Source organism: Paenibacillus lentus (genome assembly GCF_003931855.1).
GTDB classification, from domain to species: domain Bacteria; phylum Bacillota; class Bacilli; order Paenibacillales; family Paenibacillaceae; genus Fontibacillus; species Fontibacillus lentus.
In genome coordinates this window covers 4,312,271-4,337,688 of sequence record NZ_CP034248.1, presented here as the reverse complement: position 1 = coordinate 4,337,688, position 25,418 = coordinate 4,312,271, and the positions used below count along the sequence as shown (strand labels likewise).

Below are 25,418 nucleotides of genomic sequence, written 5' to 3'. Positions count from 1 at the left end.
AAGCAACCAGTAAGAATGGCTATGCTAAATTTTTTCGAAGCAACAAATATCGGGCATATTGAATCGGGTTCTCCACGGACTTTCGAGCCCCTTGCATATCGCCGATCCGAGACAATGAGGACCTGCCCGGCTTGGAGTTGACCTCCAGAATCCATACTTGCCCCTTGCGATCAACTCCGAAGTCGATCCCAAGCTCAGCAAGCCTGCCAAAATGGGATTCCAAATGCACAGGAATAGCCTCCGAGAGATGATGGATAGTGTCTATAGCCCTTGATGCATCCTGCGTACCCAGTTCCTTAGTCAGAAAGGGTAACGCTCGATGAGCGCTTCCGCCGCCGTGGAGATTAGAGGTTAACGTGTGTTTGCGACCAGCCCGTACAGCCATGCCTGTCATGCTCCAATTGCCATTTTCGTTTTTTTGCATCAGCACTCTGACATCAAATGGCTCGCCGTTAGCATTGTTTAGTTGCAGATAGGGCTGCAGCAGAAATATTCTTGAACCGACGAATCGATGGATCCACTCCAAACCATCTTGCCTGGAATGAAATTTTCTGAGGAACGGTTGATTGCTGCTGTCTCTTCCGGTTACTACAAACCCACCTCCCGGCTCTGATTTTATTTCTTTAACATGTAGGGTTCGTTTTCCGTGCGAACCGTTTTGCGGCTTGAGGAAGGCCTCGCCTTCATGATTTGAGATCCACTGGTCGAGCTGGCTCGAATTCTCGTAACGGACAGTATGGGGAAGGAAGGGGACGAAAAGTTTATGTTTGACAAGGGCTTGATAGACAGACCATTTACCTGCAAGCCCCCGGGTTAAGTAAACGAAGGGCTGCAGTTCATTCAAGATTTCTAGACAGCGCTGCTTGCGCCGCTGCTGCCTTTTATCGAGAGATATGCATCGATCATAAATAATTTCCGGGGCGCGGAACTGCTTTCGTATCCATTTCCCATTCTCAAACGTATATCCAGGGATGCTCCTGTGGCCTGAAGTGACCCACCCTGGGCAAAATACGTAGATAGTCATTCTCTGTTGATTGCCAATATGGCATAATTGGCGGAAAAACGCTGATTCTGCAAAAGGTAGGGGACCGGTGCATTCGCCTACCAAAATGCCGACTATGCCTTGAGTAGACGGATTCATCTTAAAGATCCTCCTTGTTTAGAAGCCGGAAAGAAAACGTGAGTACTCTATCACTTGCTTAGCGGAAGGTCGAACTTTGCCCCCGCCAATCGGTGTATTATCATTCTTCGAAGGCTTGGAATTCACTTCGAGCAACCAGATTCGGCCATGCTGATCGACCGCGAGATCAATGCCCAGTTCTCCGAAGTGAGCTGGAATTTGCTCGTCGATACCCTTTGCGATATCGAGCGCGGCCTTTTTAAGTCTTGCGCTTAACTTTTTCTTAATTTGAGGAGGGAGCGTGCTGCGTGAGATAGCATCCTTTAGTGTGCAGAGCGAACCGCCTCGCGCTAGGTTGGAAACAAAATGTTGATTGCCAGCGATCCGGGCGACAATAGAGGTAACATTCCATTTTCCGAATCGATTTTTTTGCACAAGTGCACGAAAATCTACAGGCCGACGATCCATCTGCATTAGATGGAGGCCTTGTTGGATCTGGTAACGTGTCGATTTCATTTTGCCGGATAGAGCGGAGAATAATTTGGCGAGACTGGGGTAAGTCTGCTTCTGAGTTCCGCCGACTTGCGCCGTTAACGTTTGATAACCTCCTCCTTCCAGCCGGGAGATACGTATGATGCCCTTGCCCAGGCTGCCCTTAATCGGTTTAAGGAAGACGATGGGATGTTTGTTGCACATCGATTTCAACATGGCGAAATTGCGGAATAAATGCGATTCTGGCATATAAACGGACAGAGCTGGAGCGTGCCCCAGAGCATCGAATACTTCGGTTTTATCCAGGAATTTTTCGTTGAAGTAATGGCTGCCAAAGAGGGATTTTACTTCTTTCATAAAATGCTGTACGCTAGGCTTATTCTCCAATTTTCGCGATGTCAGGCGATTGTAGAACACATTTGCGGCAGGAAGATCGGTTTTCCTCCAGCCATCCGCATAAACCCATCCTGTTACATTTGAGCTGTTGCTTCCAATATGGGATGGTGTAAAGAAATAAACAAAGACTCCTTGTCGTTGGCAAGCATTGGCGAGTTCCCGGCAGAACAAGGTGATTGGGCCGAACGGTCTCTCCGGACTTTCCGGATAGTCTCGACTGATCAGCACACCGATAATTGGTCCAAGCTGGATGGTAGATGAATGAGGACGATAAGTGATTCGAAGTGTCGACCTTGCCGGAAGAGCCATTCTTTTTGCAAGTCCTTGGCTGATCCTGATCCCGTCTAACCGCGACAAGGGAATGACCTTGACATTGTGGCGAAATGAACCGAAGGATAGCTGCAGCGGATGATTGGTCGGAATTTTTAGCTGCTTGATCAGCAGCTCGCCGAGCACGAGACAATCCTCTTCCAGCAAACCCGGATTCATGATTTGTACCTTTATTTTTTTGGAGTGCATGAAGCGGATCTCCTTCCAAGCTAGGCTTGATGTCTTGGGTGCATCTTCGTAAATACATGTAATGCATCATATGAGGACATAGAATCCTTGGTGATTAACCCATCTTTGAAATAACTTTGTATCAGACGCAGGCCAATACAGATTTCGGTGTCAGTTCAAGTAGGGAGACGGCCATCCGCAGAGGGCTAGAGCGTAATAAATTGTGACAACAGCCTATATAACGGTAGAGTTATTAGGCGGTATTCTTTAGGGATTTACAGGGAGGATGTAAGGTTGGCAGATTGGTTATACATTATGGTCAGTGTTGTCGTGGCAGCGTTTGTTGGCGGAGTAACGAACCATTTTGCGATAAAAATGCTGTTTCACCCAAGGAACCCTGTCATGATCGGAAAGCGGCGCGTACCGTTCACGCCGGGACTCATTCCGAAGCGGAGAGAGGATATAGCGGAGTCTCTAGGCACTGTCGTCGCCGACTACCTGGTTACTGCGGAAGGGCTGCAGGAAATGGTGCTGAGGCCTGAGTTCCGCAGTCAGGCAGCGGAGAAGCTAGGGGTACTGCTAGAACGTTGGGCGAGCAGCGATAAAACAGTCAAGGAAGCTGCCCTGCTTATTTGGACGGAGGAGGAGTGGGCGTCGCTCAAGAGCAAAATGGCAGCGGCGCTGGCAGCGATACTCCAATATGGCTTCCGACAAGCTTGGCAGAAATATGATTGGGAGCAAAAACCGCTAAAAGATATAGTGCCGGGCTGGTCGGAAGAAAACCGTCAGATATGGGGCGAGGCGGCAGCAAAAGCGATTCTTGACGCGGTTGTGGAGGAAATGCTTTCATCCAAGGGTCAGCGTCTGTTGACCAAAATAGCGTCGGGTCTTGTCGACAACACTGGGGGCTTTCTGGGGACGATGGCCGCGATCTTTATGGATGAGGAGAAGCTTGTTCAGAAGCTGACACCAGCCCTCGTACGGGCGTTGCAAGGGGATGAAGCGCGGAGTAGAGTTGCTTCGGCAATTAAGGACCGGCTGGAGCTTTATGGCGAGAAGCCTGTAGGCGAGCTGTTCTATTCTTGGATTGGGCGTGATCCAGAGTCATGGATCGGTGCGAAGCTCCAGGAGCTTCCGCTCGAAGTTTGGATTAGTAAGGTCGAGAGCATGGAAGTCGCTTCATGGATTGAACCGTGGCGCAGTCAAGCTGAAGCTGCCGTTCCTGGTCTTGCAGATCGCCTGCTTCTTCTTATCGCTCGCGTCATTCCGCCCGCAATGAAGGCAATCAGGCTTCCGCAGCTCGTGAAGGAGCAGGTGCAGAAGTTTCCCGTAGATCGGTTGGAAGAGGTTATACTTAGCTTATCGGGCAAAGAGTTTAGAGCAATTACTTGGCTGGGAGTTCTGTTGGGTGGCATAATCGGCTTGGTACAATCGTTAATGCTGCTGTGGATCGGTCGATGAGAAGATGGCTCATTTGGTTTAGGGTGAAGTGACAGGCGTATTTACAACTTGTATTACTATAACTTGATTCACTACAATTGAGGAGGATATTAAAAATGAACATTTATGACAAAGCACATGATTTGGCAAAGGCCCTTAAAGAGAGTCAGGAGGTAGCTGATATTACTTCTGCCATGAAACTGGTGGATGCAGATCCGGAAAGCAAGCGGATGCTTGATGATTTTCGCCTGAAGCAAAATGAAGTACAGCAGCGGATGATGAGCGGCGATATGCCTTCTCCCGAGGAAATGGAGCAAATGGAGAAGCTGTTTGAGGTGCTAAGCTTGAATTTGAACATTCGTCGCTTGTTTGATGCAGAACGCCGCTTGAGCGTGATCATTCAAGATGTGAACAAAATTATCACGGACAGCCTGCAGCATCTATACGGGGCAGAGCAGTTGTAGTCGGACTAAACAATTTTAGTGCAAGTTTCCTGCTGAAAGTTTCATATTACTGATCTCTCCTTCATAGACTAGAAATATAGATTCGTTTATAGATCGTGATGAAGGAGTTGCGGATGATGAAAACAATAAAAGCATTGCAATTAATTAAGAAAGAGAAAAAGAGAAGTAAATGGAAGCATGCGATCTATCTCATTCTTGCCTTGGGTATGCTCATCTATGCTCTGCCGCTGATCTCGTTTGATCCAGGTGCAGGCTGGATGTCGTTATTTGGCGCCGTGTGGGCAGCTTTTGCTTTTATGGTTGTCGGTGCGCACCTGCATTTTCTGCTAGGTGTCAACGAGGAGAAGCAGCGTGCCCTTGAAGCCGTGCGTCGGGCCAAGCTGCGCGATTGGCAGAGCAAGCTGCTGAAGAAAGATTGGCAGGTAGAGAGCAAGCAGGGCTAATCGAGGAGTTTTTCTTGGCAGTGGCGCCCTATGAAAAGCTGTAAGAATAAGTGGTAAGTGGCAATTCGTCGGGAAGTTAAACGAAACAAGTGCTGTTTTTCCTAGGAGGGACAGGCAGTGCTTGTTTCTTTTTGTTTTATGCGATTGTTGGATGAAGCGTGTCCATTTATATTCAAGGGAAAAATGTGTATAATAGATACAGAATGGTACAGATTTGAACGGGGGGTGTAACAGTTGCAAGGGCATGAGGAAAGCATTACAAAGCACGAACAACTGCTACTGTACATTGAAGGGCTGAAAATCGGAACTAAAATTTCAGTTCGTAAATTGGCTCGAAGCATGGGGGTAAGTGAAGGGACGGCCTATCGTGCGGTTAAGGAAGCGGAGAATCTGGGGATCGTCATTACGAAAGAGCGGATAGGGACGGTGCGGGTAGAGAAGAAGCCGCGTAATATATCGGATCAGCTGACCTTTGCCGATGTCGTCGAAATTGTGGAGGGACATGTGCTGGGCGGTAGCGAAGGCTTGGATAAGACGCTACATAAATATGTGATCGGTGCGATGAAGATTGATGCGATGGCCCGGTATATTGATGCGGGCAGCCTATTGATCGTGGGGAACCGGGAGGATGCGCACTCATTAGCGCTTGAACTGGGGTCCGGCGTCCTCATTACCGGGGGCTTCGGGACGAGCCGCGCAGTCAAGGCGCTTGCGGATCGCTTAGCTTTACCGATCATTTCATCCAGGCATGATACCTTTACGGTTGCTTCCATGATAAACCGAGCACTGTTTGACCGGCTGATCAAGAAAAAGATTATGCTTGTCGAGGACATTGTCGCGACCAAGCCAAAACCTAATATGCTTAAGGTAAACAGCAATATTTCGGATTTTGACCAGCTTTCTCTGGAAACGGGAATGCAGCACTTTCCAGTCGTGGATGAGTGGAATCGGGTCATCGGTATTGTCAGCCGTAAAAATGTCGAGGACATCGGTGGCGGAGACCATCATATCGAGAAATGTATGGTGCGCCATCCGATTACGGTCGGGCTTCAAACTTCGCTTGCTTCCGCGGCGCAAATTATGGTGTGGGAAGGTATTGATTTCTTGCCGGTGATCGATCGCAACCGGAAGCTTGTCTCCGCTGTCACACGTAAGGAAGTACTGCAAGCGATGCGGGATGCGCGGAACGAACCACAGCTCGGGGAAACGTTTGAGCACTTGATGTGGAACGGCTTCGTCGAGGAACGGGACGAGGAGGGACGACTGTTCTTCCAAGGAATCATTACACCGCAAATGTCGACCGATATCGGCACAATATCCCATGGCGTATTAACTTCGATCATGACTCAAGCGGGCCTCAGCGCAGCCAAGGATGTTGGCGGCGGGGATTATGTCGTCGATCATTTGACGACCTATTTTGTCCGGCCCGTGCAAATTGAGAATGCGGTCACCATTACGCCGGTCGTTCTGGAAACGAGCCGCCGCGCCTGCAAGCTGGAAATCATTATTACTCACCAGGACCTGCTTATTTCCAAAGCGGTCATGACGCTGCAGTCGATCGATCACGCTTAATAACAACAAAAGGACAATTTCTGAAATGCTTCAAAAGCGCAGAATTGTCCTTTTTTTCGACGTATCCTATCCGTTGTACTGGATTACGATTGATTGGACTCCGGGTTGTAACGTGTCCAAAGCCCATGATTTCTTATACCCGCAAAAATATTAAAAGCTCCTAACACCATAAACAGGGCACCGATCACGACACGGATGGACGAGCCGCTAAAGATGAACATTTGGATAAAAGCAAGAATTAGAAGCATAAAGCCCATACTGATATTCATTTTAGCTTGGGACAGGCCGCGAGCCTTGCCGTCTACGGATCGGCGGGATTTTATGCTAAAGAACACGGAGAAAATGCATGTAATGATGAGTCCGACATACAACACATATTGGATACTTTCGATCATGGAACGAAAACAGCTCCTTTTCACATTTCCTTGTAATTTCAGTGCAAAGACCTAGCTTTGTGCGAATTAATGGGGGAATTTGTTGCAAATATCATAGAAGATAATCCGAAATCATGGTAAATAAACTGCGCAATATTTATTGTAATCGTATACTGTGAAAAAGTCAGCCCCTGATATAAGGACGCATGTCCACCCATACCTGCAGCACTCCTTCGCTGACGAGCATCGTCTTGATTTGAATGCTGTATTCTTTGTCGCGGACGGCGTATATTTTTCGATTTAACAGAGTCCGTGCCATTTTTCCGTCTGAGTCGATTTCGAAAATGCTTCTGCCTCGAAGCACCTCAAGCTCCTCGTGCAGCTGCTGTACGACCTCCTTCACTGCGAGTGAATCGAGCGGAGGATCCCGATCTTCCACACGGATCTTGATTTCTTTGATTACCGTCGATCTTTTATTGTATTTTTTGAGCGTTTTATTATCTTCCTCCGCTTGATAAAGTTGAATTTGCAGGTCTTTATTCTGAATCCACAGCGTATTGTAGCTCGTTTGATAGATGATGTTATACACAACACTTCCTACAACCATGCCTAAAACGAAAATTGCCGTCAGCTGGATAAACCGCCTGAACTCTTCAATCGTCGGCCGCTGAATCGGGCTCATCCCCGGTTGCCCCCGCATACCCAGCGTACCAGTTCCGATCCCATATGCGCGCCAAGGAAGGCGAATAACAAATATAGGATTTGCTTAATAGCTGGTGACAGGTTTCCGTCAAAAAAATTACTCTCTATGACACGCATCGGATCGATCGTTCCCCCTACGGCGGCAGCGAGCGCCCATATTTTAATTCGGTCCGCGACATCGAGCATCGTCTGAGTCGGCGGTTGCAAGGATACGACGGCTCCGATTCCTCCGACCAGCGCCCCTCCCAGGACGATACCGAAAGCGATAAAGAAGTCCATCACCGCTTTTGTAAGAAATGTGCTCATGCTTCAAACTCTCCTCTCTATCAGCAATTTATGGTGTGCAAGCCATATGGCTTCGGTCCGCTTGTCCTTCTTTACCATTGTATGGGCGCGTTCGAGCCTTATATGATAAAATATTTTGAAGAGGTAGTTTAAAAAGCCGTCTTTTGATCACGAAGTGATTTCTAGATGTATCACGGCATCGAATCTTGCACTCACCCTCGAAGTCCGGTGCTCATGTAGGCTACTCCTACACTGCGCTCCTCTTTCTTCGGGTTCGTGCAACCTTCTCGGTGCTGAAAAGTCGACTTTTTAAACCTGACTTGAAGAGGTAGTTTAAAAAGCCAACATCTGCTAGTGGAGGTCTGTCCTCTATAGAGGTAGGAATTAGGAGTTATTGTCTTGGAAAGGAAGGAGACGCATGGACGAATTTGTTCACTTGCACGTGCATAGCGAGTACAGTCTGCTGGATGGTGCCGCCAGACTACAGGATTTGGTTGCCAAAGCGGCAAGCTTCGGAATGAAGGCGTTGGCGTTAACCGACCATGGAGTCATGTACGGGGCGGTTCCTTTTTATAAATATTGCAAGGCAAACGGCATTAAGCCGATTATTGGCTGTGAAATGTACTTTACGGCCGCTTCGCGCAAGGAACGGGGAACTCGCAAAGACCAGCCGATTCATCATTTGATTTTGCTGGCCAAGAATGAAACGGGTTACCGGAATCTCATGAGGCTGTCTTCCATTGGCCATCTAGAGGGCTTTCACTATAAGCCGCGGATCGATTGGGAGGTGCTGGAGCGACACAGCGAAGGTCTCGTATGCCTGAGCGCCTGTCTTGGCGGCGAGGTGCCGCAGCATTTGCTGCACGGCAGATATAACGAGGCTCGAAAGGCTGCACAGCGCTACCAGGCGGTATTCGGTGAGGATTTCTATATCGAGCTTCAGGATCATGGTATTCCAGAACAAAAAAAGGTGCTTCCGGAGCTGATCAAGCTGGCTCGCGAGCTGGATGTGCAACTGGTGGCAACGAATGATGTACATTATTTGAACCAAGAGGATGCCGAGGTACAGGATGTACTCATCTGCATCGGTACAGGCAAGACGGTAGAGGATGAGGAACGGCTGCAAATTCCAACCGATCAGCTGTATTTAAAAAGCGGCGCAGAAATGGCGGCGCTATTCCCATATATTTCTGAGGCCGTTACTAATACGAAGGTTATTGCGGACAAATGTAATCTTGAGCTTGAATTCGGACGGCATATTTTACCGGCCTATCGCCCGATTCCGGATGGAATGAGCGCTGAAGCCTATTTGACCATGTTATGTGAAGAAGGGCTTGAGAAAAGATATGGCCATCTTGACATTTGGCAGCAGGAGCATACCCGTGAGCCATTGAAACAGCGGCTTTATTATGAATTGAATGTCATCGGAAATATGGGTTTCTCGGATTATTTTTTGATCGTTTGGGATTTCATCGCTTACGCGCACAGGCAGGGTATTGCCACCGGTCCGGGACGGGGCTCCTCTGCGGGGAGCATCGTGGCTTATGTGCTGAATATTACCGATGTCGATCCGATGAAATACAATTTGCTGTTTGAGCGCTTCCTTAACCCTGAACGGGTGACCATGCCGGACATCGATATCGATTTCAGCGATGAGCGGCGGGATGAGGTTATTGCTTATGTTGCGGACAAATACGGCGCTGAGCATGTGGCGCAAATTATTACGTTCGGTACCATGGCCGCGCGTGCTGCGGTGCGGGATGTGGGACGTGTGCTAAACGTGCCGTTTGGCGAAGTGGATAAGGTGGCGAAGCTGATCCCTGGCAATCTCGGTATGACGATTGAGCGGGCGATCCAGGAAAGCCCGGAGCTGAAGGGGCTCTACGAATCACAGCAGCGGATTCAAGGCTTGCTCGACATGGCTCGCAAGGTAGAAGGCATGCCCCGTCATGCGTCTACTCATGCAGCCGGCGTTGTGATTTCCCGCGATCCGCTGACGGACACTGTGCCGCTGCAGGCTGGCGGCGAAGGGACACCGCTTACCCAGTATTCCATGGAGCATCTGGAGTCGATAGGGCTGCTCAAAATGGACTTCTTGGGACTGCGTACGCTCTCGATTATCGAGCGTTGTATGAACTGGATTCAGGAGCAGGAGGGAGAAACCCCTGATTTTCGCCATATTCCGGATAATGACCCAGCCACCTATGAGATGCTGGGAAGGGGCGAGACAACGGGCGTATTCCAGTTGGAATCCGCAGGGATGAGGCGGGTGCTTAGGGAGCTGAAGCCCTCTGTTTTCGAGGATATTATTACGGTTCTCGCTCTGTATCGGCCTGGTCCGATGGAATTTATTCCAAAATATATCGCAGGCAAGCACGGGCAGATTAGCGTGGAATATCCGCATGCTGACCTGATTCCGATTCTTCAGGACACCTACGGCATCATCGTTTATCAGGAACAAATTATGCAGATCGCGGCAAAGATGGCGGGCTTTTCTCTGGGCGAAGCCGATTTGCTGCGCCGCGCCGTTTCGAAGAAGAAACGCGAGGTACTGGATGAAGAGAGAGGGCATTTTGTAGCTGGAAGTCTAGCCAAAGGATATGAAGAGAAAGATGCGAATGCGGTTTACGATATGATCGTTCGCTTCGCCAATTATGGGTTTCCTCGCGCTCATGCCGCGGCGTACGGAGTTCTTGCTTTTCAAACGGCCTATTTGAAGGCGCATTATCCTGTTCACTTTATGGCGTCGATGCTGACGGCTGTGATGGGCAGCCATCGCAAGGTGGCTGAATACATTATCGAATGTCGCCGAATGGGGATTACGGTATTGCCGCCGGATGTTAATGAGAGCAGTATCTTGTTTACGCCTCGTCTAGTTCAGACTTCCGATAGAAAAAATGCGGAGCATAACATCGGGGCTACTGAGCCGCTTACAGTCGTAGAATCGTATGCGGCAAACGATTTGCAGGAGCTGGGCGGGAGCGAACCGGTAAACATGATGGCAGAGCGGGCTGCGGTACTTTCTGGGGCGCCGGTAGAAGAGAAAAGCAGACACTCCGAAGATGCTGAGGTGGCTGTGCGGGGCGTTATCCGCTTCGGCCTGGCGGCGATTAAGAATGTCGGTACTCAGGCTATGGAGAGTATTTTGCGGGAACGGAAGGAAAGGCCCTTTGATAGCTTACTCGATTTTTGCAGGCGGGTTGATTTGCGGACTTGCAATAAACGGGTTATTGAATCGCTTATTCAAGGCGGCGCGTTTGATTCGCTGCCGGGTCATCGTGCACAATTGCTCGCCATGCTGGACGAGACGGTTGAGGCTGCACTCAAATGGCGCAAGGAGCGGGAGGATTTGCAAATACAGTTATTTGATTTTGTGGAGACGCCGAACTGGAATATCGAGTATCCAGAAATCCCTCCGTTTAGTGCGGCGCAGCAGCTGGATCTGGAGCGGGAGCTGTTAGGCTTGTATCTGTCCGGTCATCCGCTCGATGATTACGACGAATTGCTGGTGGCCGAAGGAAGCGAAAGACTTATGGATCTAGGGGAGAGTCCAGATGGGAGCAGGGTTGTCGTCGCTGGTATGGTCGTGTCTGTAAAGACAATCACGACCAAGCAGGGCAAAGCGATGGCCTTTATGGAACTGGAGGATCAGGTAGAGCGATGTGAGGTCGTATTATTTCCTGAAATATGGCGGCGCAGCGGGGAATTGGTCGCCAAAGGCGCCCTGCTGGCGCTGCGCGCCACCGTCCAGCAGCAGGACGAAGGCTTCAAGCTGCTGGCGGACGAGCTTGCGCCGCTAAGCGCCGCGAGCCTCGCGCAGCTTCGGCGCAGCCGCGGGGCATCCCCCCGCGGCATGGGCAGGGCCTCGGCGCAGCCGCAGCCTGCAGCCCCGCGTGGGAATGACGCCGTCACGGCGGCGTCATCCCGCACGGCTGCAGCGCAGCGCAGCGAGGCCCCTGGGGCTGCCGGCAGCGCCGGGCAGCCCTTTGAGCGGGCGGCGACGGCCGCCCGCGAGGTGAAGACGCCCGCGCAGCGCGTCTTCATCAAGATCCCGGCGGCGGCGGAGAACGCCCGCCTGCTGGAGCAGCTGAAGTCGCTGCTTCAGCTTCATCCAGGCTCTGTCGCTACGTTGCTCTATTATGAGAGCACTGGCAAGCTGCTCGCACTAAGCGAGCGCTACAACATTAAGCCATCACCTGAGCTGTTTCAGCAGATGGAAGATATGCTGGGGAGAGGGACAGTGAAGATTAAATAAGGCGAATGTGAATTAGATTAGAGCAATTTTGTTATGTTCATATGCTATTCAATTTGGAATGGCTCAAGTTCAGTGCGTACTAAGCCTCTCTCTCAAGCCGCTATAGCCGTCTGTAGTGCTTGGAGTGTTTCTCGGGCATCTACTATTCGCCATCTGCTAGAGGCGGTCAGGCGTGGTTTTAGAGGCGTTAGGTGTCGTGGAAATCATGGATCGGCTTTTTACTAAACCGTAAGATATGAAAAAGCTGTAAAACAGTTCCGTAAATACTTGCTATAACGTAAGTCGCACAAAGAGCCGCATTCCTTAACAGGAGTGCGGCTTTTCTAAAGTAAATGCCTGGATTCTCATCGCGGTCTATCACTTTCCAGCTCCATGAATTTAAGTGCTTTTTTGTTTGGTTTTCATTATGGTTTGTGCTGTTTTTTCTGGGAAATTTCTTTCGAATTAATGTTCTACTAAAATATTTCGGCTGCAGTTTTTACGCACGTTTTGACGTACTCCTGCATACACTTAGGAACACCAGATTTACGTTGTCCTATACGTTTCTCTCGGGTCAAGAAGGCTGCTGTAGTGTTCATGCGACCCGGCTTTATCGTTGCTTGACATGTCAGCCCCTCCGGCTATTTTCCTGCCAGCGGGGCAGCTAGGTGACGGTTTGTGGGGATACTGGTGTGGCAGCAATGCGCAGAATTGTACAAGACAACTCAAGACAACAAGGTAAAGAAGCTTATTCAGGATGTGGGAGGAATGACGAATGTCGTATGAAATTGCTAAGGCTCAGTTGCTCCGAAGAGGGGTTACTTTGGAGGATATTGCTGAAATTGTTTATTCACTGCAAAATGTCTATCATGCTGACTTGACAATGGAGGAGTGCGTAGAAAGCGTAAAAGCTGTCTTGCAGAAACGCGAAGTTCAATATACTTTATATACAGGCATTGCTTTGGATGAACTGGCGGAGAAAAAGCTGTTACCCGAGCCACTGCAGGCGATACTGGAGGCAGATGAGCCGCTATATGGAGTCGATGAGACAATGGCGCTGGGAATTACCAGTGTGTACGGGATGATCGGGCTGACGAGCTTTGGTTATTTGGATAAGGTAAAGCCTGGGATTATTGGCAAACTGAATAGGAAGGGAGAACGGATCCACGTTTATCTTGATGATTTGGTTGCAGGACTTGCGGCCGCGGCCTCGGCGAGAATCGCCCATAAAAGCGAATCAGCGAACAATTATTTTACGACTTAGATCTCGCAATTTCTGAATTCCCTTGCCAATCACATCTTCGCTTTGCCCATTTGTTGCGGGATTTTTGAAAATTATGTTATCATTACTCTATTATACGGGCTCAAAACGAATGGTTAGGGGGCTTTGGTAAGGACATGTGGACTGTAATGTACATTGCGCCTACCGCTAAAATTGCGGATATGATAAAATCGAGGCTTACAGAAGAAGGCTTTCTCGTCCAAACACGTCCTGTCAATTTATCGAAACAGCAGTTTGAAATTTTGGTTCCATCGGGCGAGCTCGAAGAGGTACAAGAAGTGCTTAATTCTATTTTGCATCCTTGAGTACAAGGTGAGGGCAAATCAGTTAAAGCGATGTATCCTTGACTGTAGGTGCGGCCTATTAAATCAACGGCTGAAGAGGTGTAGTTGTGTTTAAAGATTTGTTCCATAAAAAAAGAAAATACGCGACCATTCCTTCAGGAAGTCTTGGGAAGGAAGGCAGTGTACAGCCGGAGGATAGACCCAAACGTGAGATTCCAGAAGGCCTGATGAATAAATGCGGCAAATGCGGAACCATCCAGTATAGTAAAGAACTGGAAAAGAATCTGAAGGTATGTCCTTCATGCGGATACCATATGCGCTTGAATGCGCTTGAACGAATTCGCATTACGCTGGATGAGGGCAGCTTTGTCGAGTATGATGCTGACTTAATTTCTGTGGATCCATTGGAATTTCCGGGCTATGCGACGAAGCTGGAGCAGCAGACACTGAAATCGGGCCTTCGCGAGGCGGTGGTTACTGGACAAGGTACGATCGGAGGCTTTCCTACGGTCGTAGCTGTCATGAGCTTTGACTTCTTTACGGGGAGCATGGGTTCCGTCGTTGGTGAGAAGATTACCCGGGCGATTGAGGCTGCGATAGAGCAGAGGCTGCCGCTTATTATTTTCTCCACCTCTGGTGGAGCTCGGATGCAGGAGAGTATTCTCAGCTTGATGCAAATGGCTAAGACTAGCGCTGCCTTGGCTAAGTTAAATGAGCAGGGCGGACTCTACATTTCGGTCATTACGGACCCGACCACAGGGGGCGTATCGGCTAGTTTTGCCATGCTTGGAGATATTATTATTGCTGAGCCTGGGGCGGTATTTGGTTTTGCAGGCCGGATCGTTATCGAACAGACAATTCGCCAGAAGCTGCCGGATGATTTCCAGACTGCAGAGTTCAATTTGCAGCATGGACAGCTGGACATGGTCGTCCATCGCAAAGAGATCAAAGCGACACTAGGCAAGCTGCTTGATCTACACGGTGTGAAGGGAGGAGTTTAAGTGGCTGGAGAGTTGCCTTTTGAAACGTCCCTTGTGAAGCTTCGTGAAAAGATTCAGGAGCTAGAGCAGTTCGGTAGTGAGAAGGGGATTGACTTTTCGGAAGAAATTGCGAGGCTGGAGGAGCGCTATAAACAGCTTGAGGATGAGATTTACGATAATATCTCGCCTTCACAGAAAATGCACCTGGCGCGTCATCATCAGCGCCCTACGTCACTAGATTTAATAAATCTAATTTTTACTGACTTTATCGAACTGCATGGTGACCGGGTATTCGGCGATGACTTGGCCATTGTAGGCGGCCTGGCAAAGTTGAATGGGATGCCGGTTACCGTTATTGGACAGCAGCGTGGTAAGGATACGAAGGACAATATAGCCCGTTTCTTCGGCAGTCCGCATCCGGAAGGATTCCGCAAAGCGCTACGTTTAATGCAGCAGGCTGATAAATTTAAACGCCCGATTATTACTTTTATTGATACCAAGGGAGCTTATCCCGGGATTACTGCTGAAGAGAGAGGGCAGTCGGAAGCGATTGCTCGAAATCTCCGCGATATGGCGATGCTGCGCGTGCCCGTAATTTGCGTAGTCATCGGCGAAGGCGGTAGCGGGGGTGCTCTAGCTCTAGGTGTTGGGAATCGGGTGGTTATGTTGGAGAATGCTATTTACTCCGTCATTTCTCCGAATGGAGCGGCCTCAATCCTGTGGAAGGATGCTTCTAAAGCAGATCAAGCGGCGGAAGCGATGAAGATTACAGCCCAAGATCTGCTCGCCATGGAAGTTATCGAGGAGATCGTGCCTGAGCCTCGTGGGGGAGCACATCGGGATTACGAGTTCACTGCGGAAAAGATTAAATCGGTATTGGTTCGTCAGCTTGAAGAGTTGTCTGGACTCAATCCGGACGAGCTGCTTGAGGATCGCTATTTGAAGTTTCGTAAAATCGGACACTTTGCTGAGGCGCGCAAACTCGAGGAGCTTACGGAGGAACCGGAGAAAGACAAAAAAAATACCGCAGCGGACGCATCAGAAGCTCCCACAGAAGAAGTAGAAAAAGACATAGAAAAGAATACTGTAACAGACGCCGCAACAGTGGGAAATGAGTAACGTAAGAAGAGTATAAAATGTCTGAGATCTTGACGATATGACAAACTTCCTATACAAAAAGGGAAAACTATAGTAAATTTAGATGTTGGAAAAGACGATATAGAGAGAACAAAACAAAACGGAGGAAACCCAAATGCGCAAAACAAAAATCGTATGTACTATCGGTCCTTCAAGTGAATCGTTAGAGAACATTAAGAAACTGATCATGGCCGGAATGAACGTCGCTCGTCTGAACTTCTCCCATGGAGATTTTGAGGAGCATGGCAATCGTATCAAAGTGATTCGCCAAGCGAGCGAGGAGCTGGGGAAATCAATCGCCATACTGTTGGATACGAAAGGTCCAGAAATCCGCACCGGCAAGTTGAAGGAAGAACCGATTGAGCTAGTGCAGGATGAATTCATTACCTTGACGACGGAAGAAATTCTCGGCGACAAGGACCGCATCTCAATCACTTATGAAAACCTTCCGCAAGACGTGGAAGTAGGTTCGACCATTCTTATCGATGACGGATTGATTGGTCTTACTGTAGTTGATATCCAAGGTACTGAAATCAAATGCCGCGTTATCAACGGCGGTCCGATTAAAAGCAAGAAAGGCGTTAACGTTCCTGGAGTTGATATTTCCCTTCCGGGCATCACGGACAAAGATGCTAACGATATTCTTTTCGGGATCGAGCAGGGCATCGATTTCGTTGCCGCATCCTTCGTACGTAAAGCTAGCGACGTTCTTGAAATCCGTCAATTGCTAGAGCGTAATAATGCAGCACATATTCAAATCATCTCCAAAATTGAGAACCAGCAAGGAATCGACAATCTGGATGAAATTTTGGAGGTTTCCGACGGTTTGATGGTTGCTCGTGGAGACCTTGGGGTTGAAATTCCAGCGGAAGACGTACCACTTGCTCAGAAGAAAATGATCGAGAAATGTAACCGCGTAGGTAAACCGGTCATTACAGCAACACAAATGCTGGATTCCATGCAACGCAACCCAAGACCGACACGTGCGGAAGCAAGTGACGTAGCGAACGCTATTTTTGACGGTACTGATGCAATCATGTTGTCTGGTGAGACAGCAGCTGGTAGATATCCGGTTGAATCGGTATTGACGATGTCTCGCATTGCGGAGAAAGCTGAATCTGCGCTGGAATATCGTGAAATTTTTGTTAAGCAAAGCAATGCACAGCAAACAACAGTTACGGAAGCAATCAGCCAGGCTGTTGCCAACTCAGCGCTAGAACTGAATGCAAAGGCGATCATTACATCTACAGAAACCGGTTATACGGCTCGCATGGTATCCAAATATCGTCCGAAAGCTCCGATTATCGCTGTCACTACGCAAGATAATACGCTGCGTCGTCTAGCTTTGAATTGGGGAGTTACGCCGGTTAAAGGCAATGTAGCTTCTTCTACTGACGAAATGTTTGATATGGCGATGAAGGGCGGACTTGATAGCGGAGTGGTTAAAGAAGGCGATCTTGTGGTCATTACAGCAGGGGTGCCGCTTGGCCGTTCCGGTTCGACGAATTTGGTTAAAATTGGTCAAGTACGTAAATAGTTTGCGATAGCTTATATACGATTAAGGATAAATGGACAAAGGCAATGGGCATTCCGATATGCGGATACCATTGCTTTTTGTTTCCTAGAACAAAGGAGGAGTATATCGTGTACGTTAGCGAGCAAGTGATCGTCCCTAAGTACTTTGAGTTCGATATGATGGGTATTATTTACCATGCCCATTACTTGGGGTGGTTTGAGATGGGAAGATTGAAGCTTTGCGAGGACCTTGGGTTTAAATATATTGACATGGAGCGGGCTGGCTATATTTCCCCAGTTCATGAAATGAATGTGAAGTATCATAAAGGAATTACATATGGAGATGAGGTCGTTCTCAAGACCCGTATTTTGGATAACGGGGGTGTCAAGACGGTGTATGGGTATGAGCTTTATAACGGGGAGGGCACGCTTTGTGTTGAAGGAAATTCTTCGCACTATGTGGTACGACGTAAGGACTTTAAGCCCGTTGCCTTCAAAAAAGTATTCCCTGATTGGTACGCGGCCTTCGATGAGGCAAGCAAACTTTGAAAAAATGCGCATGAAGCGGTAAAATACTTTTTAAGTAATTGTTCCAACAAATAAATTTTTGAATGAAGTGACCATTCCCATCCGCTGGCTGGTTTATTGTAAAGGAGTTATTACATGCGCAAATGGATCCCTGTCATTATTGCTCTGATTTCCGTCGCCGAATTTTGGGCTTACGTCGAAGTGGGTGAACGACTCGGAGTTGGCAAGACGATATTTCTTACTCTGGCTACCTCGATTATCGGGGGACTGATGATGCAATTCGAAGGACGTAAGGTCATGGTAGACGCGAAAACACAGATGAGCGGAGGGCAGGTTCCCGGTCGTATGGTGTTGGACGGAATCTGTGTGTTTGCCGGCGGCATCATGCTGCTGTCGCCCGGTTTTATTACGGATATCGTTGGTTTCACTATGGTTTTTCCGTTAACACGGCCGATCTATCGGCTCCTGCTCATGAAATGGATCGGTAAGAAGATCAAAGAAGGAAAAATTACATTTTTTCGCCGTTAAAACATTGTGATGGCTGTAGAGTCGGACTCCTTGCAGTTCGGCTCTGTTTGTTGTGAGTGAAAGGAGTAAAGTTAACGAAGTCTACCGTGGATAATATAGTTTCTTATATCCCGCATGACCCCAGCACGAATGACTGCGCCCATAATGACCAGGGACACGGGGCCAATGATCAGTCCAAGAACGCCAAATAGCTTAAGTCCCGCGAACGTGGCGATTAATACGGGCAGTGGCTCAAGTCCCACGCTTGTAGCGAGTACTTTCGGCTCAATGAGTTGACGGGCGACAAGGATGATGCTGTAAAGGATCGACAATCCAATGCCAAGTGTAATGTCCCCGCTGATATAGGCGTATATGAGCCAGGGAAGCATGATCGTTCCCACGCCGAGATAAGGCAGGAGATCTACGAATCCGATCAGAATGGCATAGGTGAAGGCAGATTCAATCCCAAGAATCAACAGCCCGATCAGTACGATGACAGCGGTGATAGAAATCATGATAAATTGAGTCGTCAGAAAGCCGAACAGCGCTTTTTGCAGATCATGCCAAATTTCTCGAGCAGTTTGTTGAAATGGGCCAGGAATAATGCGGGTGAGAAAAAGCCAATTTTGATCCCAATTTTTACTCATGAAAAAGGCAGCAAGCAAAACGACGAGCAAAATGATGCCAAGGCTTGGCAGAGAGGTTAATAAATTGACGACGCCATTTAATAGGCTGGCAACGGTACGGGAAATGGCGGTGCTAATATTCGCAGCTGTAGAATCTATGTTTTTATGCAGCGTATTGGAGTAGCCCGGATGGCTGGCGATGAAACGATTGATTTCATTCATGATGCTTTGGAGCTTCTCATTCTGGATCCATTCCAAAATGATATTTTTCCATTTCTCGATACTTAGATCTAAAGAGTCCACAACATGTATCAATTCCTTGACCAGCCGGGTTATAGCTGCCGAGAAGACAATGATCGTGCTTCCGAAGAAGACTAGCAGTGCAAAGATTACGGCCAACCAGCGGGGAAGTCGCAAATGGGCTTCGATTCGCGAAACGAAGGGATTCATAATATAGGCAACTAGCCAGGCTATGAGAAAGGGATACATGAGTGGAACAAGCCAGTAGGCTGCCAACAATAAAGCAACCAGCAGCAGGCATACCCAAGTTCCCCGCAATGCACGCTTAAAGAGTACATTATCCATAGCTTCCCCTCCTTCCCCTTGTCTTACTCTATTAATTGGATGGGACGAGTATGACGGAAATTCATAAAAGTTCGTCGTGGTGACATTTATCATTGCAATCTGAAATCGTTTACAAAAAATTCTTTATAATGGTGATAAAACATTTTGATAAACGGCTTTCTCTCAGATTGTTCCCTTGGTTCTCGAAATCCAGTATGATGATTTAGGGAGGAATTTTGTGCGGCTTGTTATTATCTAGGCGTACTCCGGCCATATTTTAAAAATTTTAATCTTTTAAAATGTAAATGTTTTCATTCACAAGTTTGATTATTATATTTTCGTTACAAAGGAGAGATATACTATGACGGCTACTAAGGGCCTCGAAGGTATTGTGGCGGCTACATCCTCGATTAGTTCCATTCATGACGGCGTTCTGGCCTATCGCGGAATTAATATCGATGAGTTGGCAGAGCGGGCGAGTTATGAAGAGACTGCCTATTTACTTTGGTACGGCAAATTACCCACGAAATCTCAATTGTTGAAGCTGCAACAGCAGCTTTGTGATTATGCAGCAGTACCGGAAGCGGTATTGGAGCAGATGAAGCTGTATCCAAATAACGCCAATACGATGGCTGTGCTGCGGACCGCTGTGTCGGCTCTTGCTTTGTATGATGAGACAGCAAATGATATTTCCCGGGAGAGCAATCAGTTGAAGGCGATTAAACTTCAGGCTCAACTACCGACACTAATCGCTGCTTACGCACGTATCCGGGATGGCAAGGAGCCGATTGCTCCGCTTAAAAATGTCTCCCTTCCGTACAATTTCCTTTACATGCTGTCCGGAGAGAAGCCGGATGAGGTTGCGGTTCGCGCTTTAGATCAAGCACTGGTGCTTCATGCAGATCATGAGCTGAATGCATCTACATTCTCAGCACGTGTTACCATTGCTACCCTGTCCGACATCTATTCCGGAATTACTTCGGCTATCGGCACGTTAAAAGGCCCTCTGCATGGGGGAGCGAATGAAGCCGTCATGAATATGCTGAGCGAAATCGGCACGTTAGATAAGGCCGAAGCTTACATTCAGAACAAACTGAATAATCGGGAGAAAATTATGGGCTTCGGTCACCGTGTATACAAGAACGGAGATCCTCGTGCCAAGCATCTGCAGAAGATGTCCCGCGAGCTTAGCGTGTTGAAGGGCGATTCCACTTTGTATGATATCTCCGTGAAGGTAGAAGAGCTTGTAACCGGACAAAAGGGATTAAAGCCAAATGTGGACTTCTACTCCGCATCGGTTTACACGCTGCTGGGTATTCCTAGCGACCTGTTTACCCCGATTTTTGCCATCAGCCGTTTATCTGGCTGGACTGCTCATATTCTGGAGCAATTGGATGACAACAGGATCATTCGTCCACGCGCTGACTATGTCGGCCCAACGAATCAACGTTACATTCCAATTGATATGAGATAATAGAAATAGGTAACCGGTCTTCAATTTATGATAGAATGGAGACCGGACAAGTATTACGAATTCAAATGAGGAGGAAACCATTCATATGTTGAAACTAGAAAAATTTGCTCTGCCGACAGAAGGGCAGAAAATTGAAATTCAGGACGGCAAGCTATTGGTGCCTAACAATCCTGTTATCCCATTTATTGAGGGCGATGGTACGGGCCGCGATATTTGGAAAGCGTCCAAACGTGTTCTAGATGCTGCTGTAGAGAAAGCTTATGGTGGTGACAAGAAGATCGCTTGGTACGAAGTATTCGCTGGAGAGAAGGCCTACAATACATACGGAGAGTGGCTGCCTGCTGATACATTGACCGCAATCCGCGAGTATATTGTAGCGATCAAAGGCCCGCTTACGACGCCGATCGGCGGTGGAATTCGATCCCTGAACGTGGCTCTGCGCCAGGAGCTTGATTTGTACGTATGTCTGCGTCCTGTGCGCTACTTCAATGGTGTGCCATCCCCAGTTAAACGTCCTGAGTTGGTAGATATGGTCATCTTCCGTGAGAATACAGAAGATATCTACGCAGGTATTGAATACCAGGAAGGTACCGAAGAAGTGAAGAAGGTGCTTTCGTTCCTGCAAAATGAAATGGGTGTAAATAAAATTCGCTTCCCGGAAACCTCCGGCATCGGAATTAAGCCCGTGTCTGCGGAAGGCTCTAAGCGTCTTGTACGCGCTGCGGTTGAATATGCGATCAAGCATGGCCGTAAGAGCGTAACGCTGGTACACAAAGGCAACATCATGAAGTTTACGGAAGGTGCCTTCAAGAACTGGGGCTACGAAGTGGCGGAAGAGGAATTCGGCGATAAAGTGTTCACATGGGCAGAGTACGACCGGATCAAAGAAGTGTCTGGAACGGACGCTGCTAACAAGGCTCAGCAAGAAGCTCAAGACAGCGGCAAGATTATCATTAAGGATGCTATTGCGGATATTGCTCTGCAGCAAGTATTAACCCGTCCAACGGATTTCGATGTTATCGCAACATTGAACCTGAACGGCGACTATCTGTCTGATGCGCTTGCGGCTCAAGTAGGCGGGATCGGCATTGCGCCAGGTGCGAACATCAACTATGTTACCGGACACGCGATCTTTGAAGCAACGCACGGTACGGCTCCTAAATATGCAGATAAGGATGTTGTAAACCCTGGATCTGTCATTCTGTCTGGTGTTATGATGCTTGAGCACCTGGGCTGGCAGGAAGCAGCAGATCTTATTTACAAAGGACTTGAGACATCGATTAACAATAAAACTGTTACTTATGACTTTGCACGCTTGATGGAGGGCGCTACTGAAGTAAAATGTTCTGAATTTGCGGATCAAGTCATCAAAAACATGTAATGTAGGAGGTCTTGATTAACGTGGCCATTCGTCGAAACAAAATCACAGTTGTCGGCGCCGGATTTACCGGCGCGACCACTGCGCTTATGCTGGCACAAAAGGAGCTTGGTGATGTCGTTTTGTTGGATATTCCACAATTGGAGAATCCGACGAAGGGTAAGGCGCTAGATATGTTGGAAGCTAGTCCTGTTCAGGGGTTCGACAGTAACATTGTAGGAACATCGACCTATGAGGATGCTGCCGATTCCGATATCGTGATCATTACGGCAGGAATTGCTCGCAAGCCGGGAATGAGCCGCGATGACCTTGTAAGTACGAATGCAGGAATCATTCGTTCGGTGTGTGAGAACGTGAAGACGTATTGCCCGAATTCCATCGTCATTATATTAAGTAATCCGGTTGATGCGATGACCTATGCGGCTTATCAAACACTAGGCTTCCCTAAAAATCGCGTTATCGGTCAGTCTGGAGTTCTCGATACGGCTCGTTACTGCACATTTATCGCACAAGAGCTCAACGTATCGGTCGAAGACGTTCGCGGCTTTGTGCTTGGCGGCCATGGCGACGATATGGTACCGTTAGTACGATACTCCAGCGTCGGGGGCATTCCCATCGACACGCTGATTTCCAAAGAACGCATCGAAGCGATCGTTCAGCGCACACGTGTGGGCGGCGGGGAAATTGTCAATTTGCTGGGCAGTGGCAGTGCATACTATGCACCAGCTGCCTCGCTTGTCCAAATGACGGAGGCGATCCTGAAGGATAAGAAACGGGTTCTGCCGGTCATCGCTCTGCTTGAAGGCGAGTATGGTTATGACAATCTGTTCATGGGCGTTCCTGCTATTCTTGGCGGCGATGGCATTGAGAAAGTGTTTGAGCTGGAATTGACGGCGGATGAGAAGGCCGCGCTTGACAAATCTGCGGACTCGGTACGCAATGTTATCGCAGTTGTCCAAGGTTAAATTTTAATAACTTATAAAATGATTAGTAAAGAGCAAACCTCTTCTAGGAGCAGGTTTGCTCTTTTTTTAGCGTGGAGAGTTCTGAGAAGAACTTACATTGATAGACGTTTGACTTCCTGACAGCTATAATAGGATTTAGGATAGTGATAAAATTAATTGACAAATGGAAGGCGGTTAGTTCATGTTTCAGGTTATGCTTTTTCTTCACATTATCGGTGCTATGGCTCTTGGTTTTTACTTAGTTCTGCCATTTGTATTCGGTGCGGTCAGTAAATTATCCTTAGCTGCTCAAGAAGGAACGCTCTCCGCGGTTAAATCATTAAATCGCTTTGCTCAAATCGGATTAGTCATCCAGTTGTTGACTGGCGGTTACTTGGTCGGTAAAGGAAATTATTCCGTGCTTTGGATGGTTGTCGTGGTCATTCTCTTCCTTGTCATTGGCGCACTTGGCGGAGTCATGGCTAAACCATTGAAGCAGGCGATCGGAAGCATTCGCGAGAATAAAAAGATCACAGCAGAGGCTGGCAAGCTCCGTACTTTAGGCATGTTGTTATCTGTTAGCGTGATCCTGATATCTTTCTTGATGGTTTATTCGACAATTATTTAATGTGATAGTGGTCTAAAGAAATATGAAAGAAATATGAAAACCTCTGATTTTCGAATTTTCGAAAATCAGAGGTTTTTTTCATGTAACGGCGAACTAATTTAAGTATGGGAATATCAGGAATCTTTGTCACTTTGCATATCGTCTAAGTGGGTAAATATCATCTTGATTGTGTCTAACGCCAATTGCTTCTCCTTCGGTGAACGGTGAATCATAATCTGGTTGATTTGGTTCAGGAAATGGTCGTCATTGATTTCGATGGAATCGTGAAGCAAGTAATCGACCGTGACACCTAATTGATTTGCTAGCTTAACAAGAGTTTCTAACGATAAGCTTCTTTCGCCTCGCTCAATTTGACCTATGTACGCATCGGAAACCTCAATCTTCTCAGCAAGTTTTTCCTGGGTCAAATGCATTTTATGACGTTCCTGACGAAGCCTTTTACCCAATGATCTGTAATCCATAACACCCCTCCTGTAATTAACCATAGTGAGTATGAGAGGTAAAGATAATATACTATTAGTTTTGTTTGTATTTACTCCAAGTGTTAAATGGGTTAATATGTAATCAATGATTAAAATTATCTCAATTTCCATTCCGTATTTTATTATTTCCATTTATAAGGAGAGAAACCATGTCTGCTCAACCTATTCTTGTATCCGTCATTATTTCGGTGCAGAACGAAGGAATTGATTTACAGACAACGCTAGAATCCATGAAGGTATCTCGTGTCGCTTATAGCTATGAAGTCATCATCGTTGACGAGGGCTCTGTGGACGGCTGTTGTGATTTTCTAATTCACTACAAATTTGATAAGCCGCTTCGCAAATTCAAAGCGCAAAGTGGGATATCCTCCAGGCAACTGGCAGCTTCCCATGCCCTGGGGAGTTATTTGATTTTTTGCAGCCCCAGACTTTATTTTGAAGATGGCTGGATGGAGGCTCTGCTGGAACCGATCCAGCAGGGAAGGGCGGATTGCACTTCACCGTCATTTACGGCACAAGGCCGTTCGGACAATGTACAGCGCTGCGAGTTTCCAGCGGGTGGGCTGCTTGCGTCGATTTATAATTTTCCTGCCGTGTCGGAGCAAGATGATATTCCTTGGCTATCCTCGGATTGTTTTGCCGTAAGTCTTCAAACCTTCCAAGAGCTGGGTGGGCTGTTAAGCGGTTTTTTTACGAAGGAAATAGAGACAGCAGAGTTTTCTATAAGAAGCTGGCTGCTTGGGCGCGTGTGTTATCACGTCCCCGGCATATGTCTGACGCTGGTATTCAGGTATAATTATCCTCCGGATGAGCGGGTTGCTTATTGGGGCAATGATGTGATCAACTTAACTCGGATACATTTCGAAGAAGAAATTATTGTTAAGACCCGTGAATTGGTATTGACATGTGATGGAGAGCATGATGTCAGCGCCGCTCAAGCAGAATTTGATGAGGCTAGAGAGAGGTATCTGAAGCTTCGCCAATATGACTCGATCTGGTTCGCAAACCGGTTTGATATCTTGCTGTAATTCCTTCTCCTTTGTTTAAACCCAGGCTCGTTGTGGTAATT

24 protein-coding genes are annotated in these 25,418 nt (G+C 47.8%); 17 read left to right on the top strand and 7 right to left on the bottom strand.

Annotated elements, in window-relative coordinates:
- Positions 1-19: 19 nt before the first annotated feature.
- Both EIM92_RS19660 and EIM92_RS19655 read right to left on the bottom strand, forming a co-directional pair.
- Entirely contained in the window at positions 20-1,141 is a 1,122-nt protein-coding gene (locus EIM92_RS19660) for a YheC/YheD family endospore coat-associated protein (RefSeq protein ID WP_125084276.1), read from the bottom strand.
- 18 nt (positions 1,142-1,159) lie between these two features.
- On the bottom strand, positions 1,160-2,527 hold the full coding sequence (locus tag EIM92_RS19655; RefSeq protein WP_125084275.1) for a YheC/YheD family endospore coat-associated protein: 1,368 nt from the start codon (positions 2,525-2,527) through the stop codon (positions 1,160-1,162).
- Between the two features lie 273 nt (positions 2,528-2,800).
- Between EIM92_RS19655 and EIM92_RS19650 the strand changes: the two genes are divergently transcribed.
- From EIM92_RS19650 to EIM92_RS19635, 4 genes are all read left to right on the top strand, one after another.
- On the top strand, positions 2,801-3,967 hold the full coding sequence (locus EIM92_RS19650) for a DUF445 family protein (RefSeq protein WP_125084274.1): 1,167 nt from the start codon (positions 2,801-2,803) through the stop codon (positions 3,965-3,967).
- Positions 3,968-4,062: 95 nt separating this feature from the next.
- Positions 4,063-4,410 (top strand): YlbF/YmcA family competence regulator, encoded by a 348-nt coding sequence (locus EIM92_RS19645; protein ID WP_125084273.1) that lies wholly within the window; start codon positions 4,063-4,065, stop codon positions 4,408-4,410.
- Positions 4,411-4,523: 113 nt separating this feature from the next.
- The gene (locus EIM92_RS19640) at positions 4,524-4,853 is read left to right on the top strand and encodes a hypothetical protein (protein WP_246021071.1); all 330 of its coding nucleotides are present in this window, start codon (positions 4,524-4,526) and stop codon (positions 4,851-4,853) included.
- A 234-nt stretch (positions 4,854-5,087) separates the two neighbouring features.
- Positions 5,088-6,425 carry a DRTGG domain-containing protein gene (locus tag EIM92_RS19635; protein ID WP_125084272.1) on the top strand — a complete coding sequence of 446 codons (1,338 nt, stop codon included), beginning with the start codon at positions 5,088-5,090 and terminating at the stop codon, positions 6,423-6,425.
- Positions 6,426-6,508: 83 nt separating this feature from the next.
- Here the strand turns inward: EIM92_RS19635 and EIM92_RS19630 are convergent, their stop codons facing one another.
- The 3 genes from EIM92_RS19630 to EIM92_RS19620 all read right to left on the bottom strand — a co-directional run bounded on the left by EIM92_RS19630 (position 6,509) and on the right by EIM92_RS19620 (position 7,807).
- Complete coding sequence (locus EIM92_RS19630) at positions 6,509-6,820, bottom strand: YtpI family protein (protein WP_125084271.1); 312 nt, start codon at positions 6,818-6,820, stop codon at positions 6,509-6,511.
- Positions 6,821-6,983: 163 nt separating this feature from the next.
- On the bottom strand, positions 6,984-7,472 hold the full coding sequence (locus EIM92_RS19625) for a sporulation membrane protein YtrI (RefSeq protein WP_484217433.1): 489 nt from the start codon (positions 7,470-7,472) through the stop codon (positions 6,984-6,986).
- 5 nt (positions 7,473-7,477) lie between these two features.
- A complete protein-coding gene (locus EIM92_RS19620; protein WP_110933487.1) occupies positions 7,478-7,807 on the bottom strand; it encodes a YtrH family sporulation protein in 330 nt (109 codons plus the stop codon).
- Between the two features lie 397 nt (positions 7,808-8,204).
- Here EIM92_RS19620 and EIM92_RS19615 point away from each other — a divergent pair, with 397 nt between their 5' ends.
- From EIM92_RS19615 to EIM92_RS19580, 8 genes are all read left to right on the top strand, one after another.
- Positions 8,205-12,041, top strand: a complete 3,837-nt coding sequence (locus tag EIM92_RS19615; protein WP_125084269.1) for a DNA polymerase III subunit alpha — start codon at positions 8,205-8,207, stop codon at positions 12,039-12,041.
- Positions 12,042-12,795: 754 nt separating this feature from the next.
- Entirely contained in the window at positions 12,796-13,284 is a 489-nt protein-coding gene (locus tag EIM92_RS19610) for a phosphatidylglycerophosphatase A family protein (protein WP_125084268.1), read from the top strand.
- 134 nt (positions 13,285-13,418) lie between these two features.
- Complete coding sequence (locus EIM92_RS19605) at positions 13,419-13,607, top strand: glutamate decarboxylase (RefSeq protein ID WP_110933485.1); 189 nt, start codon at positions 13,419-13,421, stop codon at positions 13,605-13,607.
- 86 nt (positions 13,608-13,693) lie between these two features.
- On the top strand, positions 13,694-14,587 hold the full coding sequence (gene accD / locus EIM92_RS19600; protein ID WP_125084267.1) for an acetyl-CoA carboxylase, carboxyltransferase subunit beta: 894 nt from the start codon (positions 13,694-13,696) through the stop codon (positions 14,585-14,587).
- A complete protein-coding gene (locus tag EIM92_RS19595; RefSeq protein ID WP_125084266.1) occupies positions 14,588-15,685 on the top strand; it encodes an acetyl-CoA carboxylase carboxyltransferase subunit alpha in 1,098 nt (365 codons plus the stop codon).
- Positions 15,686-15,818: 133 nt separating this feature from the next.
- Entirely contained in the window at positions 15,819-17,240 is a 1,422-nt protein-coding gene (gene pyk / locus EIM92_RS19590; protein ID WP_125084265.1) for a pyruvate kinase, read from the top strand.
- 107 nt (positions 17,241-17,347) lie between these two features.
- On the top strand, positions 17,348-17,767 hold the full coding sequence (locus tag EIM92_RS19585) for an acyl-CoA thioesterase (protein WP_125084264.1): 420 nt from the start codon (positions 17,348-17,350) through the stop codon (positions 17,765-17,767).
- A gap of 114 nt (positions 17,768-17,881) precedes the next feature.
- Entirely contained in the window at positions 17,882-18,274 is a 393-nt protein-coding gene (locus EIM92_RS19580) for an FxsA family protein (RefSeq protein ID WP_125084263.1), read from the top strand.
- 71 nt (positions 18,275-18,345) lie between these two features.
- On the opposite strand, the gene ytvI is transcribed toward EIM92_RS19580, so the two are convergent.
- Positions 18,346-19,464: a sporulation integral membrane protein YtvI gene (gene ytvI, locus EIM92_RS19575; RefSeq protein WP_125084262.1), complete on the bottom strand. Its 1,119-nt coding sequence runs from the start codon at positions 19,462-19,464 to the stop codon at positions 18,346-18,348.
- A 340-nt stretch (positions 19,465-19,804) separates the two neighbouring features.
- Here ytvI and EIM92_RS19570 point away from each other — a divergent pair, with 340 nt between their 5' ends.
- The 4 genes from EIM92_RS19570 (at position 19,805) to EIM92_RS19555 (ending at position 23,867) form a co-directional block, all read left to right on the top strand.
- Positions 19,805-20,917, top strand: a complete 1,113-nt coding sequence (locus EIM92_RS19570; protein WP_125084261.1) for a citrate/2-methylcitrate synthase — start codon at positions 19,805-19,807, stop codon at positions 20,915-20,917.
- Positions 20,918-21,002: 85 nt separating this feature from the next.
- A complete protein-coding gene (gene icd / locus EIM92_RS19565) occupies positions 21,003-22,298 on the top strand; it encodes an NADP-dependent isocitrate dehydrogenase (RefSeq protein WP_125084260.1) in 1,296 nt (431 codons plus the stop codon).
- 20 nt (positions 22,299-22,318) lie between these two features.
- Positions 22,319-23,260 carry a malate dehydrogenase gene (mdh, locus tag EIM92_RS19560; RefSeq protein WP_125084259.1) on the top strand — a complete coding sequence of 314 codons (942 nt, stop codon included), beginning with the start codon at positions 22,319-22,321 and terminating at the stop codon, positions 23,258-23,260.
- 181 nt (positions 23,261-23,441) lie between these two features.
- On the top strand, positions 23,442-23,867 hold the full coding sequence (locus tag EIM92_RS19555) for a hypothetical protein (RefSeq protein WP_125084258.1): 426 nt from the start codon (positions 23,442-23,444) through the stop codon (positions 23,865-23,867).
- A gap of 113 nt (positions 23,868-23,980) precedes the next feature.
- On the opposite strand, the gene EIM92_RS19550 is transcribed toward EIM92_RS19555, so the two are convergent.
- The gene (locus tag EIM92_RS19550; protein WP_125084257.1) at positions 23,981-24,328 is read right to left on the bottom strand and encodes a helix-turn-helix domain-containing protein; all 348 of its coding nucleotides are present in this window, start codon (positions 24,326-24,328) and stop codon (positions 23,981-23,983) included.
- 170 nt (positions 24,329-24,498) lie between these two features.
- On the opposite strand from EIM92_RS19550, the gene EIM92_RS19545 reads away from it, so the two are divergent.
- Positions 24,499-25,377 (top strand): glycosyltransferase family 2 protein, encoded by an 879-nt coding sequence (locus tag EIM92_RS19545; protein WP_125084256.1) that lies wholly within the window; start codon positions 24,499-24,501, stop codon positions 25,375-25,377.
- Positions 25,378-25,418 lie beyond the last annotated feature (41 nt).